The following is a 15,790-nucleotide window of genomic DNA, read 5'->3' on the forward strand; positions in this document are numbered from 1 at the left end:
GCCACGTGTTACCCGGCACGGGCCGTGTTCACCGAGGTCACGTGAGGGAGAACCGAATGAACGGCCGGGCCTGTCAGCCGCTGTAACCGGCCTTGCGGAGGGCGTCGGCCATGGCGCCACCCGCCGCGGCCTGCTTGCCGCCGCCCTGCCGATTCTGCCGGCCGCCCTGGTTACCGCCCTGCTTGCCGCCCTGGCGTCCGCCGCGGTCACCGCGGTCACCGCCGCCGCGCGGTTTGCCACCCCGGGGCTTGCCACCGTCCTGCTCACCGGGCGTGATCTCGTCGTCGAGGCGGAGGGTCAGTGAGATGCGCTTGCGGTCGGCGTCCACGGCGAGCACCTTCACGGTCACCACGTCGCCCGGCTTGACGACCTCGCGCGGATCGCTGACGAAGTTGTGCGACATGGCCGACACGTGCACCAGGCCGTCCTGGTGCACGCCGACGTCGACGAACGCGCCGAACGCGGCCACGTTCGTGACGACACCCTCCAGGCGCATCCCCGGGTCGAGGTCCGACAGCTTCTCCACACCGTCGGCGAACGTCGCGGTCGTGAACTCCGGACGCGGGTCCCGGCCGGGCTTCTCGAGCTCGGACAGGATGTCGGTGACGGTCGGCAGGCCGAACGTGTCGTCGACGAACCGTTCGGCCTTGACCCCGCCGAGCGCCCGCGTGTTGCCGATGAGCTCGCGGATGCCCGTGCCGGTCTGGTCGAGGATGCGCCGCACCACCGGATAGGCCTCGGGGTGCACGGCCGAGGCGTCGAGCGGGTCGTCGCCGCCGGGAATGCGCAGGAAGCCCGCGCACTGCTCGAACGCCTTCGGCCCGAGCCGCGCCACGTCCTTGAGCCCGTCCCGCGTGCGGAACGGTCCGGTCGCGTCGCGGTGCGAGACGATGTTCTCCGCCAGCGACGTGCCGATGCCCGACACCCGGGCGAGCAGCGGCACCGACGCGGTGTTGAGGTCCACGCCGACCGCATTCACACAGTCCTCGACGACCGCGTCCAGCGACCGGGACAGCTTCGACTCCGACAGGTCGTGCTGGTACTGGCCGACGCCGATGGACTTCGGGTCGATCTTCACGAGCTCGGCGAGCGGATCCTGCAGGCGCCGCGCGATCGAGACGGCGCCGCGCAACGACACGTCCAGGTCCGGCAGCTCCCGCGCGGCGTAGGCCGAGGCCGAGTACACCGAGGCACCCGACTCGGACACCATGATCTTGGTGAGTCCGAGCTCCGGCTTCGCCTTCACCAGGTCGGCCGCGAGCTTGTCGGTCTCCCGGGAGGCCGTGCCGTTGCCGATCGCGATGAGGTCGGCGCCGTGCTCGCGAGCCAGTTTCTCCAGCGTCGCCATCGCCTCGTCCCAGCGAGCCTGCGGCTTGTGCGGGTAGATCGTGTCGGTCGCGACGACCTTGCCGGTGGAGTCGACGACGGCGACCTTCACGCCCGTGCGGTAGCCGGGGTCGAGGCCGATCGTGGCGCGCGTACCCGCCGGGGCGGCGAGCAGCAGGTCACGCAGGTTCGTGGCGAACACCCGCACGGCCTCGTCCTCGGCGTTCTGCCGCAACCGCATACGCAGGTCGATGCCCAGGTGCAGCAGGATCTTGGTGCGCCATGCCCAGCGCACCGTGTCCGACAGCCACTTGTCGGCCGGCCTGCCCCGGTCGTCGATGCCGAAACGTTCGGCGATCCGCACCTCGTAGTCGGTCGGGCCGGTCCGGGGCGCCTCGTCCGGGTTCGCGGGCTGCTCCGGCTCGGTCGACAGGTCGAGGATCTCCTCCTTCTCCCCGCGCAACAGCGCCAGCACCCGGTGGGAGGGCAGCTTCGTCAGCGGCTCGGCGAAGTCGAAGTAGTCGGCGAACTTGGCGCCCTCGGTCTCCTTGCCTTCCCGGACCTTCGAGGTCATCCAGCCCCGGTTCCACATGCGCTCGCGCAGTTCGCCGATCAGGTCGGCGTCCTCGGCGAACCGTTCCACGAGGATGGCCTTCGCCCCGTCCAGCGCGGCCTGGGCGTCCGCGACGCCCTTCTCCGCGTCGACGAAGGCCTCGGCGGCCGCCTGCGGCTCGGTCGTCGGATCACCCAGCAACTCGTCGGCGAGCGGTTCGAGACCCGCTTCCCGCGCGATCTGGGCCTTGGTGCGGCGCTTCGGCTTGTACGGCAGGTAGATGTCTTCGAGGCGGGCCTTCGTCTCGGCCGCCATGATGCTCGCTCTGAGCTCGTCGTCGAGCTTGCCCTGGGAGTCGATCGACTCGAGGACGGCCGTCCGGCGCTCTTCGAGTTCCCGTAGGTAGCGCAGGCGTTCCTCGAGGGTGCGCAACTGCGTGTCGTCGAGGGTGCCGGTCACCTCCTTGCGGTACCGGGCGATGAACGGCACGGTCGCACCACCGTCGAGCAGCTCGACCGTCGCCTGGACCTGACCGGGGCGGACGCCGAGCTCGTCGGCGATCTTCTGGGGAATGGACACCGTCTGAACCACGCAGGGCATTGTGCCCTGCCGGTCCGGCCGGATTCGGGGGAGGATCTCCCCATGGCCGAACATGACGTGAAACCTCGCAGCCGCGAGGTGACCGATGGGATGGAACGTGCGGCCGCTCGCGGGATGCTCCGAGCGGTCGGCATGGACGACGAGGACTTCGCGAAGCCGCAGATCGGGATCGCGTCGTCGTGGAACGAGATCACCCCGTGCAACCTGTCCTTGGACCGGCTGGCCGAGGCGAGCAAACAGGGTGTGCACGGCGGCGGAGGGTTCCCGATGGAGTTCGGCACCATCTCGGTGTCGGACGGTATCTCGATGGGCCACGAGGGGATGCACTTCTCGCTCGTGTCGCGAGAGGTCATCGCCGACTCGGTGGAGACGGTGATGGAGGCCGAACGCCTCGACGGGGCCGTGCTGCTCGCCGGGTGCGACAAGAGCCTGCCCGGGATGCTCATGGCCGCTGCGCGCCTCGACGTGGCGTCGGTGTTCCTCTACGCGGGCTCGATCCTGCCCGGCAGTGTCGACGGCCGCGAGGTGACGATCATCGACGCGTTCGAGGCAGTGGGTGCCTGTGCGCGCGGGCTGATCACTCGGGAGGAGGTCGACAAGGTCGAACGCGCCATCTGCCCCGGTGAGGGTGCGTGCGGCGGCATGTACACGGCGAACACGATGGCGTGTGCCGCCGAGGCACTGGGCATGTCGCTGCCGGGCTCGGCCAGTCCGCCCTCGGTGGACCGCCGCCGCGACCGGTTCGCCAGGGCCGGCGGTGAGGCCGTCGTCGGGCTGCTGGCGAAGGGCATCACCGCTCGCGACATCCTCACCCGCGAGGCGTTCGAGAACGCGATCGCGGTGGTCATGGCACTCGGCGGGTCGACGAACGCGGTGCTGCACCTGCTGGCCATCGCGAGCGAGGCCGAGGTGGAACTGACCCTCGACGACTTCTCCCGGATCGGTGACCGGGTGCCGCACCTGGCCGACGTGAAACCGTTCGGGCGGCACGTGATGACCGCTGTCGACCGGGTCGGCGGCGTGCCCGTCGTGATGAAGGCGCTGCTCGACGCGGGTCTGCTGCACGGCGACTGTCTCACGGTCACCGGCAAGACAGTGGCCGAGAACCTCGCCGAGCTGGCGCCGCCCGAACTGGACGGCGACGTGATCCGCAAGCTCAACGAACCCATCCACCCGACGGGCGGGCTGACGATCCTGCACGGCAGCCTCGCTCCCGAGGGCGCGGTCGTGAAGAGCGCGGGCTTCGACTCGGCCCGGTTCGAGGGCACGGCGAGGGTGTTCGACGGCGAACAGGCCGCCATGGACGCACTCGGCTCGTTGCAGCCCGGCGATGTCGTGGTGATCCGCGGCGAGGGCCCGCGCGGCGGGCCCGGGATGCGCGAGATGCTCGCGGTGACCGGTGCGATCAAGGGCGCGGGGCTCGGCAAGGACGTGCTGCTGCTCACCGACGGCCGGTTCTCGGGCGGCACCACCGGCCTGTGCATCGGGCACGTGGCACCGGAGGCCGCGCACGGCGGGCCCATCGCGTTCGTCCGGGACGGTGACCCGATCACCCTCGACATGGAGCGGCGCGTACTCGATGTCGGCGTGAGCGACGAGGAACTGGCAAGCAGGGCGGAGGGCTGGGAGATGCCCCCGGTGCCGCGCAGGACCGGCGTGCTCGCCAAGTACGCGAAAACGGTGGGCACGGCGGCGAAGGGAGCCGTCTGCTCCTGAGGCCTCCCGAGCCCGAGCCCGAGCCCGAGCCCGAGCCCGAGCCCGAGCCGGAGCCGGAGCCGGAGCCGGAGCCCGAGCCGGAGCCGGAGCCGGAGCCCGAGCCCGCGGGCTCTGCCATCGCGGCCGCGGTGGCTCCGTCGAGGCTCGGAGCCGGTGCGGTGGCCGCCTCCGCACCGGCACTGGGCCGTAGGCCCGCCCGTGTGCGGCGACCGTGCCGGGCACCGTGGGTGCATGACGGGCCAGGCCTGTCATGCACCCACGGGCGAGGACGTCACCTGTCTTCCAGGTCGCCCTCGATCCGGAGGTAGACCTCCTGCATGGCCGACATCAGTTCCGGGTCCGGCTCGGCCCACAGGCCTCGATCGGCCGCCTCGTTCAGCCGCTCGATGATGCCGCGCAGCGCCCACGGATTGGCCTGTGCCAGGAAGTCCTGGTTCTCCTTGTCGAGCACGTACGACTCGGTGAGCTTCTCGTACATCCAGTCGTCGACCACGCCGGCTGTGGCGTCGTAGCCGAACAGGTAGTCCACCGTCGCGGCCTGCTCGAACGCGCCCTTGTAGCCGTGCCGCCGCATCGCCGCCAACCAGCGGGGGTTGACGACGCGGGCACGGAACACCCGGGTCGTCTCCTCGGACAGCGACCGGGTGCGGACCGCGTCCGGACTGGTGCTGTCCCCGATGTACGAGCGTGGCGCACTGCCGGTCAGTGCGCGTACCGCGGCGATCATCCCGCCGTGGTACTGGAAGTAGTCGTCCGAGTCGGCGATGTCGTGTTCGCGGGTGTCGGTGTTCTTGGCAGCCACCGCGATCCGCCGGTACGAACTCTCCATGTCCTGGCGCGCTTCGGCGCCGTCCAGACCGCGGCCGTAGGCGTAGCCGCCCCACACGGCGTAGACCTCCGCCAGGTCGGAGTCGTCACGCCAGTTGCCCGAATCGATCAGCGGCAGCAGACCGGCACCGTACGAACCCGGCTTCGAGCCGAAGATCCGGGTCGTGGCACGGCGTTCATCGCCGTGGTCGGCCACGTCCGCGCGCACGTGGGCGCGGACGAAGTTCTGCGTCTCCGGCTCGTCCAGCGTCGCCACGAGGCGGACCGCGTCGTCGAGCAGGTTCACCACGTGCGGGAACGCGTCGCGGAAGAACCCGCTGATGCGCACCGTGACGTCGATCCGCGGCCTGCCCAGCTCGTCGAGCGGGATCGGCTCGATACCCGTGACCCGGCGCGAGGCCTCGTCCCACACCGGCCGGACACCCAGCAGCGCGAGCACCTCGGCGGCGTCGTCGCCGGAGGTGCGCATCGCCGACGTACCCCACACCGACAGCCCCACCGAGCGGGGGAACTCGTCGTCGTTGTCGGCCCGGTAGCGCTTCAGCAGGGAATCGGCGAGCGATTGGCCCGTCTCCCACGCCAGTCTGCTCGGGATCGCCTTCGGGTCGACGGTGTAGAAGTTGCGACCGGTCGGCAGCACGTTGATCAGCCCGCGCAGGGGTGAGCCGCTCGGACCCGCCGGGATGTACCCGCCGTCGAGCGCGTGCAGGATCGCGTCGAGTTCGCCGCTCGTGCCCGCGAGTCGCGGCACGACCTCATCGGCCGCGAACCGCAACACCGAGGCCACGTCCGCCCGCACGTCCGTGTCCACGGCGGCGCAGACCTCGTCGACGGCGCCGGGCGACCAGTCGCGCTGCTCCATCGCGTCGACCAGTTCGTGAGCGGTGGCCTCGATGCGGTCCACATCGGACTTCGGTGCGTCCTCGCTGAGCCCGAGTGCGGTACGCAGTCCCGGCACCGCGGCCTGGGTGCCGCCCCACATCTGATTCGCCCGCAGCATCGCCAGCACGAGGTTGACGCGCGCCTCGCCCGCCGGAGCCTCACCGAGGATGTGCAGCCCGTCGCGGATCTGCGCGTCCTTGACCTCGCACAACCAGCCGTCGACGTGCAGCAGCATGTCGTCGAACTCCGCGTCGTGCGGCCGCTCCTCGAGACCGAGGTCGTGGTCGAGCTTGGCCGCCTGCATCAGCGTCCAGATCTGCTGCCGGATCGCGGGCAGTTTGGCCGGGTCCATCGCCGAGATGTTGGCGTGCTCGTCGAGAAGCTGTTCCAGCTTGGCGATGTCGCCGTAGCTCTCGGCGCGCGCCATCGGCGGTACGAGGTGGTCGATGATCGTGGCGTGCGCCCTGCGCTTCGCCTGTGCGCCCTCACCGGGGTCGTTGATGAGGAAGGGGTAGATCATCGGCAGGTTGCCGAGGACGGCGTCCGGTGCGCACGCCGAGGACAACCCGGCGGTCTTACCGGGCAGCCACTCCAGCGAACCGTGTTTGCCCAGGTGCACCACCGCGTGGGCGCCGAATTCCTCCTCCAGCCAGCGGTAGGTGGCCAGATAGTGGTGGCTCGGCGGCAGATCCGGATTGTGGTAGATCGCGACCGGGTTCTCGCCGAAGCCGCGCGGTGGCTGGATCATCAGGATGACGTTGCCCGCCTGCAGCGACGCCAGCACGATGTCGCCGTCCTCGCCACCGTCGACGTAGAGCTCGCCCGGAGGCGGGCCCCAGTGCTCGATCATCCCCTCGCGCAGTTGCTGCGGCAGCTGGTCGAACCACTCCCGGTAGCGCGCGGCGGGCACTCGGATCGGGTTGCCCGCGAGTTGCTCCTCGGTGAGCCACTCCGGGTCCTGGCCGCCGGCCTCGATCAGCGCGTGGATCAGTGCGTCGCCGTCGGGCTGATCCGTACCGGTCGGATCGACGCCCGGGAACGCGTCCGGTCCCAGATCGTATCCCTGGGTGCGCATCCGGCGGAGCAGTTCGACGGCCGAGGCGGGTGTGTCCAGCCCGACCGCGTTGCCGACGCGCGAGTGCTTCGTCGGGTACGCCGACAGCATGAGCGCGATCTTGCGGTCGGCGGCGGGTGTGTGGCGAAGGCGGGCGTGTGCCAGCGCGATGCGAGCGACCCGCGACGCGCGTTCGGCGTCCGGCACGTAGTGGGGCAGACCGTCCTCGTCTAGTTCCTTGAACGAGAACGGCACGGTGATGAGCCTGCCGTCGAACTCCGGTACGGCCATCTGGTTGCCCGCGTCCATGGGGGACAGGCCCTCGTCGTTGTCGAGCCACGTGTCCCGATCGCTGGTCAGGCACATCGCCTGCAACGTCGGGACGTCGAGCGCGGCGAGTTCGGCCACGTCCCACGACTCGTCGTCGCCGCCGGCGCCCGCCTCGGACGGCCGGGTGCCGCCTGCGGCCAGTACGGTCACCAGCAGCGCATCGGCGCGCTCGAGCTCGGCCATCATCTCCGGTTCGCGCGAGCGCAGCGACGCGCAGTATATCGGCAGCGGCCGCCCGCCGGCGGCCTCGACCTGATCGGCCAGCGTGTGCACGAACGCGGTGTTGCCGGACAGGTGGTGCGCGCGGTAGTAGAGGATCGCGACGACGGGACCGTCGGCCGGGCCGCTCGAGGTCCGCGGCAGCACGCCCCACGAGGGCTGTTCGGCGGGAGGTTCGAACCCGTCGCCGGTCAGCAGCAGCGTGTCGGACAGAAAACGGTGCAGCTGCGCCAGGTTCTCCGGTCCGCCGTGGGCGAGATACGTGTGCGCCTGGGTCGCGGTGCCGACGGGGACCGTCGACAGGGCCATCAGCTCCGCGTCCGGCGCCTGTTCGCCGCCGAGCACCACCACGTGCGCACCGCTCTCGCGCACGATGCGGAGTCCCTCGGCCCACGTGCGCTCGGTGCCGAGGATGCGCACGACGACGATCGGCGCGCCGTCGAGCAGCCCTGGCAGCTCCTCGAGATCGAGGCGGGCGGGGTTGGCAAGGCGATAGTCGGCGCCGCTCGAGCGCGCACTCAACAGGTCGGTGTCCGACGTGGACAGCAGCAAGATCACAGGTGGTTCCTCCTCGGCCGCCAACTCTCCGGGGGCAGCCGTGGCGAGTCAAGGTGACGTATTGCTCCGCAGTGCGCTGACCTGGGGGAGACGGCACGAAGGGTCCCTTCGTGCCACCCTGATCGGCGCACGCGGCTTTCGTTGGCAGCGCGCCGTTTCCCGCGCGGGGCCCCGCGGAGCCGGGACCAGCAGCGGCGTGGCCACCATGACCGCGAGCACAGCCGCCCCCGCCGTGGTGCTCCCGCCCCGCTGGGACCTGTCTCCTCCGCGCCCGAGCCACACGGGGCTGGCGCGGGCGGGACGGCTGCCTAGAGTGGGTCCATGGCCACGACCCCACCCGCCGCAGGCGGACCCGGCGGCGATCGCTGCGGTACCCGGCGCCCCGATGCCGAGCGCCCCGGTGCCGAGCGCCCCGGTGCCGTCCGGCTGCGTGCGGACGCGTGCCCCGGGGTGCTCGCGACACACGACGCCGCCGACGGTCCGCTCGCACGGGTCCGGCTGCCCGGCGGCGGGCTGTCACCGGCGCAGGCGCAGGCGATCGCGGCCTGCGCCACAGAGCTCGGTGACGGCGCGGTGCACCTCACCTCCCGCGGGAATCTGCAGCTGCGCGCGGTCAGTGACGTCGACGCCCTCGTCGGCAGGTTCGCCGAGGCGGAGCTGCTGCCGTCGCCCGGCCACGAGCGCATCCGCAACATCCTGGGCTCGCCGCTGTCCGGCCTCGCTCGTCGGCGGGTGCCCGAGACCTCCGAGTCCGGTGGGGCCGGTGGCGCAGGGGACGCCGAACCGGGGAGGATCGCCGACGTCCGCCCGCTCGTGCGCGAACTCGACGCGGTGGTGTGCGCCACACCCGAACTGACGGGGCTGCCCGGCCGGTTCCTGTTCGCCCTCGACGACGGCAGTGGTGACGTCGCGGCCGATGCGGACCTGTGCTGGCGCGCGACGGCGGCCGACACCGGTGCCGTGCTCGTGGCGGGTACCGACACGGGGCTGCGCGTGCCGGCGTCCCGTGCTGCGGCGGCGATGGTCGCGGGTGCGCAGGCCTTCGACGAGATCCGTGCCACGGCCTGGCGGATCCACGAGATCGACCCGTCACCCGTGGTGGCTGCGCTGCGCCCGTACGCGAGCGCCGACACCGAGCCCGTGCCGCAGCGGTTCGCCCCTCCTGCGCCGGTCGGCCCCGTCCCGGGGGTCCACGCCGTCGTCGCCGCACCGCGGTTCGGCCAGCTGTCCGCGGACACGCTGCGTCAGCTGGCCGGCCGCGCCGGTGACGGCCGCGCGCTCACCGTCACGCCGTGGCGCACCGTCGTGGTGCACGACACGTCACCCGGCGACCTCGCGGTGTTCCCGGACCTCGTCGTCGACCCGGCCGATCCGCTACTCGGGGTGAGTGCGTGTATCGGCGCGCCGCGGTGCGCGAAATCGCACGCCGACGTGCGCGCCGACGCGCTGGCACTCGCCCCCGACGGGATCAGCGCCCACTTCGCAGGGTGTTCGCGGCGGTGCGGGAGACCGGGCGGATCTCACATCGACGTGGTCGCCGCGGAGGGCGGCTATCACGTCGGGGGTACGTTCGTCGGGCTCGACCGGGTCGCCGAGGCCCTGTCCGCGCCGAGCCGGTGACGATCTCGCCGGGGCGCGTGACCATCCGACCGCACGACACGGAAGGACAGCAGTGATCGACTACATCCGCGACGGAGCGGAGATCTACCGCCACTCGTTCGCGACGATCCGGGAGGAGGCCGATCTCGCCGTGTTGCCGGACGACGTCGCAGGCGTGGCGGTGCGCATGATCCACACGTGTGGCATGCCGGATCTCGTCGATGACCTGGCCTACAGCCTGGACTTCGTGGAGGCAGGGCGCCGGGCGCTCGAAGCGGGCGCGCCGATCCTGTGCGACGCCAACATGATCGCCAGCGGGATCACCCGCAAGCGGTTGCCCGCCGACAACGAGGTCATCTGCACCCTGTCCGACGACCGGGTCCCGCGGCTGGCCGAACAGCTCAACAACACACGCTCGGCGGCCGCGCTCGAACTGTGGCGGGACCGCCTGCCCGGCTCGGTCGTCGCGATCGGCAACGCGCCCACCGCCCTGTTCCGCCTGCTCGAACTGATCAACGAGGGAGTCGGCAAGCCCGCGGCGATCATCGGTGTCCCGGTCGGGTTCGTGGGCGCCGTCGAGTCGAAGGACCTGCTGATCACGCGTGGTCCGGCGCCCTATCTGGCCGTGCGCGGGCGGCGTGGCGGCAGCGCGATGGCCGTGGCCGCGGTCAACGCGCTGGCCACGAAGGAGGAGATCCTGTGAGCTCCGGAACCGGCGTGCTGTACGGCGTGGGGCTCGGGCCCGGTGACCCGGAACTGGTGACGGTCAAGGCCGCGCGGCTGATCTCCGAGGCCGACGTCATCGCCTACCACTGCGCCCGGCACGGCAGGAGCATCGCGCGGTCGGTCGCCGAGCCGTACCTGCGTGACGGCCAGCTCGAAGAGCGGCTCATGTACCCCGTCACCACGGAGACCACCAACCACCCCGGCGGCTACGAGGGTGCGATCGCCGAGTTCTACGAGCTCGCCGCGAAGCGCCTGGCCGAGCACCTCGACGAGGGCCGCAACGTCGTCCTGCTGTGCGAGGGCGACCCGTTCTTCTACGGCTCCTACATGTACATGCACGAGCGCCTCGCCGACCGCTACGAGGCCCACGTCGTTCCCGGCGTGACGTCGGTCAGCGGCGCGTCCGCCGAACTCGGCCGTCCGCTGGTGCAGCGTGACGAGGTGCTCACCCTGCTGCCCGGCACGCTGCCGGCCCCGGAACTCGCCCGCAGGCTGGCCGACACCGAGGCCGCCGCGGTGCTCAAGCTCGGGCGGACGTTCGGTGCCGTGCACGAGGCGCTGAGCGAGGCCGGCCGGCTCGAGGAGGCGTACTACGTCGAGCGTGCGAGCTGGCAGGTGCAGCGGGTCGAACCGCTCACCGACGTCGACCCCGAGACGGTGCCGTACTTCTCGCTGGCCGTGGTGCCGAGCCCCGCGTACGCCTCCCGCAAGGCGGGCGCGGACGAGGCACCGGCACCGGAGGGCGACCGTGCCCGTGGGGACGTCGTGGTCGTCGGTCTCGGCCCGGCAGGCCCGGAGTGGCTGACCCCCGAGGCCGACGAGGCGCTGCGGGAGGCCGAACATCTCGTGGGCTACGGCCCGTACGTGGCGAAGGTGCCGCAGCGGGCAGGGCAGCAGCGGCACGCGTCGGGCAACCGCGTGGAGGCCGACCGGGCCCGCGAGGCGTTGCAGCTGGCCGCGGGTGGTGCGCGGGTCGCCGTCGTGTCATCGGGTGATCCCGGCGTGTTCGCCATGGCCTCGGCGGTGCTCGAGCAGGCGGAGACGTCCGAGTTCGCCGAGGTCGCGGTGCGGGTCGTGCCCGGGGTGACCGCGGCGCACGCGGCCGCCTCCCGGGTGGGCGCCCCGCTGGGCCACGACTTCGCGACGGTGTCGCTCTCGGACCGGCTCAAGCCGTGGGACGTCATCGAACGCCGCCTCGACGCCGCCGGGCAGGCGGACCTCGTCGTCGCGCTGTACAACCCGGCCTCACGCAGCCGCACGACACAGCTGGCGGCCGCGCGCGACGTGCTGTTGCGGCATCGGGCGGCCGACACGCCGGTCGTGATCGCCCGTGACGTCGGCGGCGCCGAGGAGTCGGTGCGCGTGGAGACGCTGGGCGGATTCGACCCCGCCGAGGTCGACATGCGGTGCGTCCTCATCGTCGGTTCGTCCCGCACGCGGGTGCGGACCCAGCCCGACGGCACCCCTCTCGTCTGGACTCCGCGTAGTTACGACTGACCCCCGGCAGGGACCGATGTCCGACACTCCAGACCCCGTGGACGGCCTGCGTGCACTCATGGGCAGGCCGTCTCGCCGGTTCTTCACGGCCGAGCCGGTGCCGCGCGAGGACGTCGAGCGCATGGTGGACCTCGCGCGGCGAACCGGTTCGGCGCGCAACCGGCAGCCGTGGCGGTTCGTCGCGGTCACCGCTGCCGACGTGCGCAGGCAGCTCGCCGGATGCGGTGCGTACGCGGGTCACCTCGCGGGCGCACCGTTGGTCATCGTGCTCCTGACCTGCGATAACGGGTTCCGCGACACGCCCTTCGACCTGGGCCGGGTCGCTCAGTCGCTCACCCTGGCGGCGTCCGTACTGGGCTACGACACGTGCATGGCCACGTTCTACCCCGATGACAACGTCCACGCCGCGGACCGCCTGCTGGGGATCGACGGCCCGTGGCACGCCGAGCACGCGATGTCCCTGGGCCGCGCTGCGAGACCTGTGGACGGCGCGGCGGGCAACGCCGCGTCGGGAGGCTCGGCGGTGCCGACGGGGAGACATCCCGTCTCCGAGCTGTTGACCTGGCACGAGTGAGCCGCCGGGGCGCTGCGCACCCGTGATCCGCCCGGCAGCGGCGTGCCGGTCTCAGCAGCGGTGCAGATCTCAGCAACGACGCGCCGGTCGGCAGTGGCGGGCCGCGACCGTGACGGTCACTGCGTCGCGGCCCGCCACCGCTCAGCGGCTCTTGGAGTTGCCGTCGGGCTGCTGCGGGCCCGGCCCGGGGGACTGCCAGCCCCACATTGTCCGTTCACCCGTCTCGACCGCCGGTTCCGTTCCCTGGCGGTACGGCCTGACCTCGTACAGCGATCCCCACGCCTGGCTGGGCTTGCCCTTGACGTAGCTCGGCACCTCGGGGTCGTCGGCGACCTCTTCGAGGTTGCCGATCGGCCCGCCGCCCTGGCTGCTGGCGATGTTCGACTCGTGGGCCAACGGCTCGGCGACGATCCGGTACTCGGGCATCTCGTAGATGCCGTTGCGGATCTGCATCGGCCTCAGGCAGGGGTAGACGAACGAGGCGGGCCAGTCGATGTACACCGGTTCGTCGCCGACGCGTTCGGTCAGCGTGGTGAACGTGGGCACGCGCGGGGCGGTCACGGCGACCCAGCCGTCCTCGGTGAGGTCGTCGTCGCCCGCGGCGACCCGCACGGCGGTGGCACCGTCCGGCGCCTTGTCGAGGCTCAGCCGCAGGTCCTTCCACTCGTCCTGACCGTCGCCGGTATCCAGCAGCTTCTCGGTGCCGACGACCTCGAAGCCTTGCGGCGTGGGCTTGCCGAACTCCAGCTCGATCTGCGTCGCCTTGCCGCCCGGCGCGTAGGCCGACAGCGCGACCTGGTCACCGTCGGCGCGGTCGCCGAGCCCGAACCAGTCCGTTCGCAGCTGTCCGGTCGGGTTCGCCTGCTCGTTGTAACTGCTCCACATCGGCACCGTTTCCGGGGTGAACCCGTGCGGCGGCTCGGCCAGCGCGTCGCCGTCGCTGATCGGTTCGGTGTGGAAGCCCTCCTGCACGGGACCGTTCGCCCGCTGCGGTTCCGGCAGATCCCCCGGCCGGTTCTGGTCGGGCTGCTCCTGCGGCGGGGCGGTGCGCTGCTGTCCCTGTGGCAACCGCTGGAGCATGCTCGACACCGGGTCCCGCTCGACCATCACGTAGTCGCCGAGGCCGCAGCTCGAGCCCAGCACGTGCTCGACGTTCGCCTTGCCGAACGAGTAGGTGTCCCGCTGTGCGTGGATCGCCTTGGCCATGGACCCGACCTCGGCGGTCACGAACAGCCCGCTGACCACGACGAACGCCAGCGATCCACGGAACAGCATCCGGCGTTGCGACGGTTGCGGCGCCTCCGGCCGTCCCGAGCGGATGTTCTCGACGAACGCGTACAGCGCGAACAGGGCGGCCCCGGCCAGCAGCACCGTGGCGATCTTGATGCCGAACAGCTGGGGCGGCATGTTCCACCACGGCACACCGAGGCGCGAGATGAACCAGTAGGCGTTCGGGCCGGTCAGCGCCAGCGCGGAGACGCCGAGCAGTCCCACCACGAACAGGGCCTGGTTGCGCCGCGATCGCAGCACCGACGCGCTGACCGCCAGTGCCGTCAGCGCGGCCATCGCCGCGCCCACGGCGGCGAAGGCGCCGAAGTGGTGCGTGAACTTGGTCGGTGTCAGCGCCATGAGCAGGAAGAACACCGCCGTGGTGCCGATGAGGCGACGGCTCGGCCCGAGCGCGGCACCCTTGATCCGGCTGCGCCGGAGCAGCACCGCCAGGCACGCCGCGGTGCACAGCAGGAGCAGCAACACGGGGAAGCGGCGGGTCGCCGAGCCGTCCGCGGAATCGGCGAACAGCAGCTCGTAGCGGTTCAGCTCCTGGAACCACGACAGGTTCGGCCCGACCGCGGTCCGCAGTCGCGTGCCCTCCATGACCGTCGCGAACGTCTGGTCGGCGAACACGACGACCAGCACCAGCAGCCCGGTGCCCGCGATCGGCGCCAGCACCGGGCGCCACCCGTTGTCGCGGGCGCGCTGGCGCAGCAATTGGAACAGGGGTTTCGCCGCGACCAGGAAAGGCGCCACGGCGATGAGGCCCGTGGGCGTGGCGGCCAGGGTCAGCGCGGCGGCGAGCAGGCCGAGGCAGACGGGCAGCAGCCTGCGGGTGACCAGTGCGCGTTCGACGGCGCAGATCGCGAGCAGCGAGCCGAGCGCGGCGACGGGCTCGGGGCGGGTGCCGGTGTTGTAGGTCATCCACCAGACCAGGAACACCGTCGCCGCGGCCCACCCGGCGGCGCGACTGGACCGGACCGCCTTGCCGAGGCGCGGCATCACCTCGCGGCTGATGAGCAGCCAGCTGAGCACACCGAGCAGGAAGGACGGCAGTCTGATCCATGGCGCGACCGTGCTGACGTGCGCCATCAGCTCATAGACGTGGTAGAACCAGCCGAACGGCGCCTCCGCGACGCCGAACCAGCGGTGGTAGTTCGTGAGGTATCCGGCGTCCTCGGCCACGCGGGCCATCGACAGGATGTAGCCGTCGTCGGCGGTGACCGGGCCGATGAACACCCAGATTCCGAGCATGCCGATGACGACTGCGTCGCGCCCCGTCAGCCGCCACCAGCCGACCGGTGCCCAGCGGGGGGCGCGGCGGGCGAAGCCGCGGTCGAGCCGGTTCACCACGAACAGGCACGCCAGCAGTGCCACCACGGCCACGGCGCCCACGACGGTCTTCAACACCGTCGGTGTCGACTGGTAGCGGGTGTCGGGCGTGATCGACACGCCGAGCCCGTCGGTCGGGTCCTGCGCGGCCTCGAGCGACGAGTAGATGCCGACCACCCGCGGGCGCACGTCGCCGTCCTCGGAGTACACCGGCGTGTCGTTGACCGACATGCTCGTGTGCTCGGCGGTCGACGAGACCGAGATGGTGCAGTCGCCCGGTGGGAGCTGCTGGCGCGCGACCTGCTCGCCGCGGCTGAACGCGATGAGCGTGTTGTCGTTCACCCGCAGCTGCATGCCCGAGCCGTCCTCGAGGCGCTCCGGCGGGACGGTCGACAGCAGGTTCGTCTCACCCGCGGTCCGGTCGTCGAGCGACCTGGCCGCGGCGCACGGGACGTCGGCCGTCAGCTCCTGGGCCCAGTATCCGGCGAGCGGCGCGTTGACCTGTTCGGTGTTTCCGCCCGCAGGCCAGGTGATCCGTGCGGTGTCCTGGACCACAGGCAGGAACGGGTAGGCCACGGCGCATATGGCGGCGACGAGCCCCAGGATCGTCGCGAGCCACTTCTTCTGTGTGTTCGCGCGAGGGCCCCGTGATCCGGCGGACGCGCCGGAATGTTCCGGCTGTGTGCCGGAATTGTCCGTCGAAGTCGAGTTCGCTGGCGGCATC

The 15,790-nt window shown here is 71.6% G+C and carries 8 protein-coding genes; 5 read left to right on the forward strand and 3 right to left on the reverse strand.

The genetic code is table 11. From position 1 onward, the window contains the following. Positions 1-73 precede the first annotated feature (73 nt). A complete protein-coding gene (locus LY40_RS16035) occupies positions 74-2,479 on the reverse strand; it encodes a Tex family protein (RefSeq protein WP_258937483.1) in 2,406 nt (801 codons plus the stop codon). A 42-nt stretch (positions 2,480-2,521) separates the two neighbouring features. Here LY40_RS16035 and ilvD point away from each other — a divergent pair, with 42 nt between their 5' ends. Next, positions 2,522-4,195 carry a dihydroxy-acid dehydratase gene (gene ilvD, locus LY40_RS16040; RefSeq protein ID WP_183778714.1) on the forward strand — a complete coding sequence of 558 codons (1,674 nt, stop codon included), beginning with the start codon at positions 2,522-2,524 and terminating at the stop codon, positions 4,193-4,195. A 271-nt stretch (positions 4,196-4,466) separates the two neighbouring features. On the opposite strand, the gene cobN is transcribed toward ilvD, so the two are convergent. Continuing rightward, positions 4,467-8,066: a cobaltochelatase subunit CobN gene (gene cobN / locus LY40_RS16045; RefSeq protein WP_258937338.1), complete on the reverse strand. Its 3,600-nt coding sequence runs from the start codon at positions 8,064-8,066 to the stop codon at positions 4,467-4,469. 321 nt (positions 8,067-8,387) lie between these two features. On the opposite strand from cobN, the gene LY40_RS16050 reads away from it, so the two are divergent. From LY40_RS16050 to LY40_RS16065, 4 genes are read left to right on the forward strand one after another with little or no spacing between them, the layout of a single operon-like run. Then, positions 8,388-9,686: a ferredoxin-like domain-containing protein gene (locus LY40_RS16050; protein ID WP_258937339.1), complete on the forward strand. Its 1,299-nt coding sequence runs from the start codon at positions 8,388-8,390 to the stop codon at positions 9,684-9,686. 52 nt (positions 9,687-9,738) lie between these two features. Next, positions 9,739-10,368 carry a precorrin-8X methylmutase gene (locus LY40_RS16055; RefSeq protein WP_183778707.1) on the forward strand — a complete coding sequence of 210 codons (630 nt, stop codon included), beginning with the start codon at positions 9,739-9,741 and terminating at the stop codon, positions 10,366-10,368. After that, positions 10,365-11,888 carry a precorrin-2 C(20)-methyltransferase gene (locus LY40_RS16060; RefSeq protein ID WP_258937340.1) on the forward strand — a complete coding sequence of 508 codons (1,524 nt, stop codon included), beginning with the start codon at positions 10,365-10,367 and terminating at the stop codon, positions 11,886-11,888. The genes LY40_RS16055 and LY40_RS16060 overlap by 4 nt, the downstream gene beginning before the upstream one ends. A gap of 16 nt (positions 11,889-11,904) precedes the next feature. Beyond that, positions 11,905-12,462 carry a nitroreductase family protein gene (locus LY40_RS16065; RefSeq protein WP_258937341.1) on the forward strand — a complete coding sequence of 186 codons (558 nt, stop codon included), beginning with the start codon at positions 11,905-11,907 and terminating at the stop codon, positions 12,460-12,462. A 141-nt stretch (positions 12,463-12,603) separates the two neighbouring features. On the opposite strand, the gene LY40_RS16070 is transcribed toward LY40_RS16065, so the two are convergent. Continuing rightward, positions 12,604-15,789: an arabinosyltransferase domain-containing protein gene (locus LY40_RS16070; protein ID WP_372497693.1), complete on the reverse strand. Its 3,186-nt coding sequence runs from the start codon at positions 15,787-15,789 to the stop codon at positions 12,604-12,606. Between the last annotated feature and the right edge of the window lies 1 nt (position 15,790).

Source organism: Prauserella salsuginis, assembly GCF_024648885.1.
Taxonomy (GTDB): domain Bacteria; phylum Actinomycetota; class Actinomycetes; order Mycobacteriales; family Pseudonocardiaceae; genus Prauserella; species Prauserella salsuginis.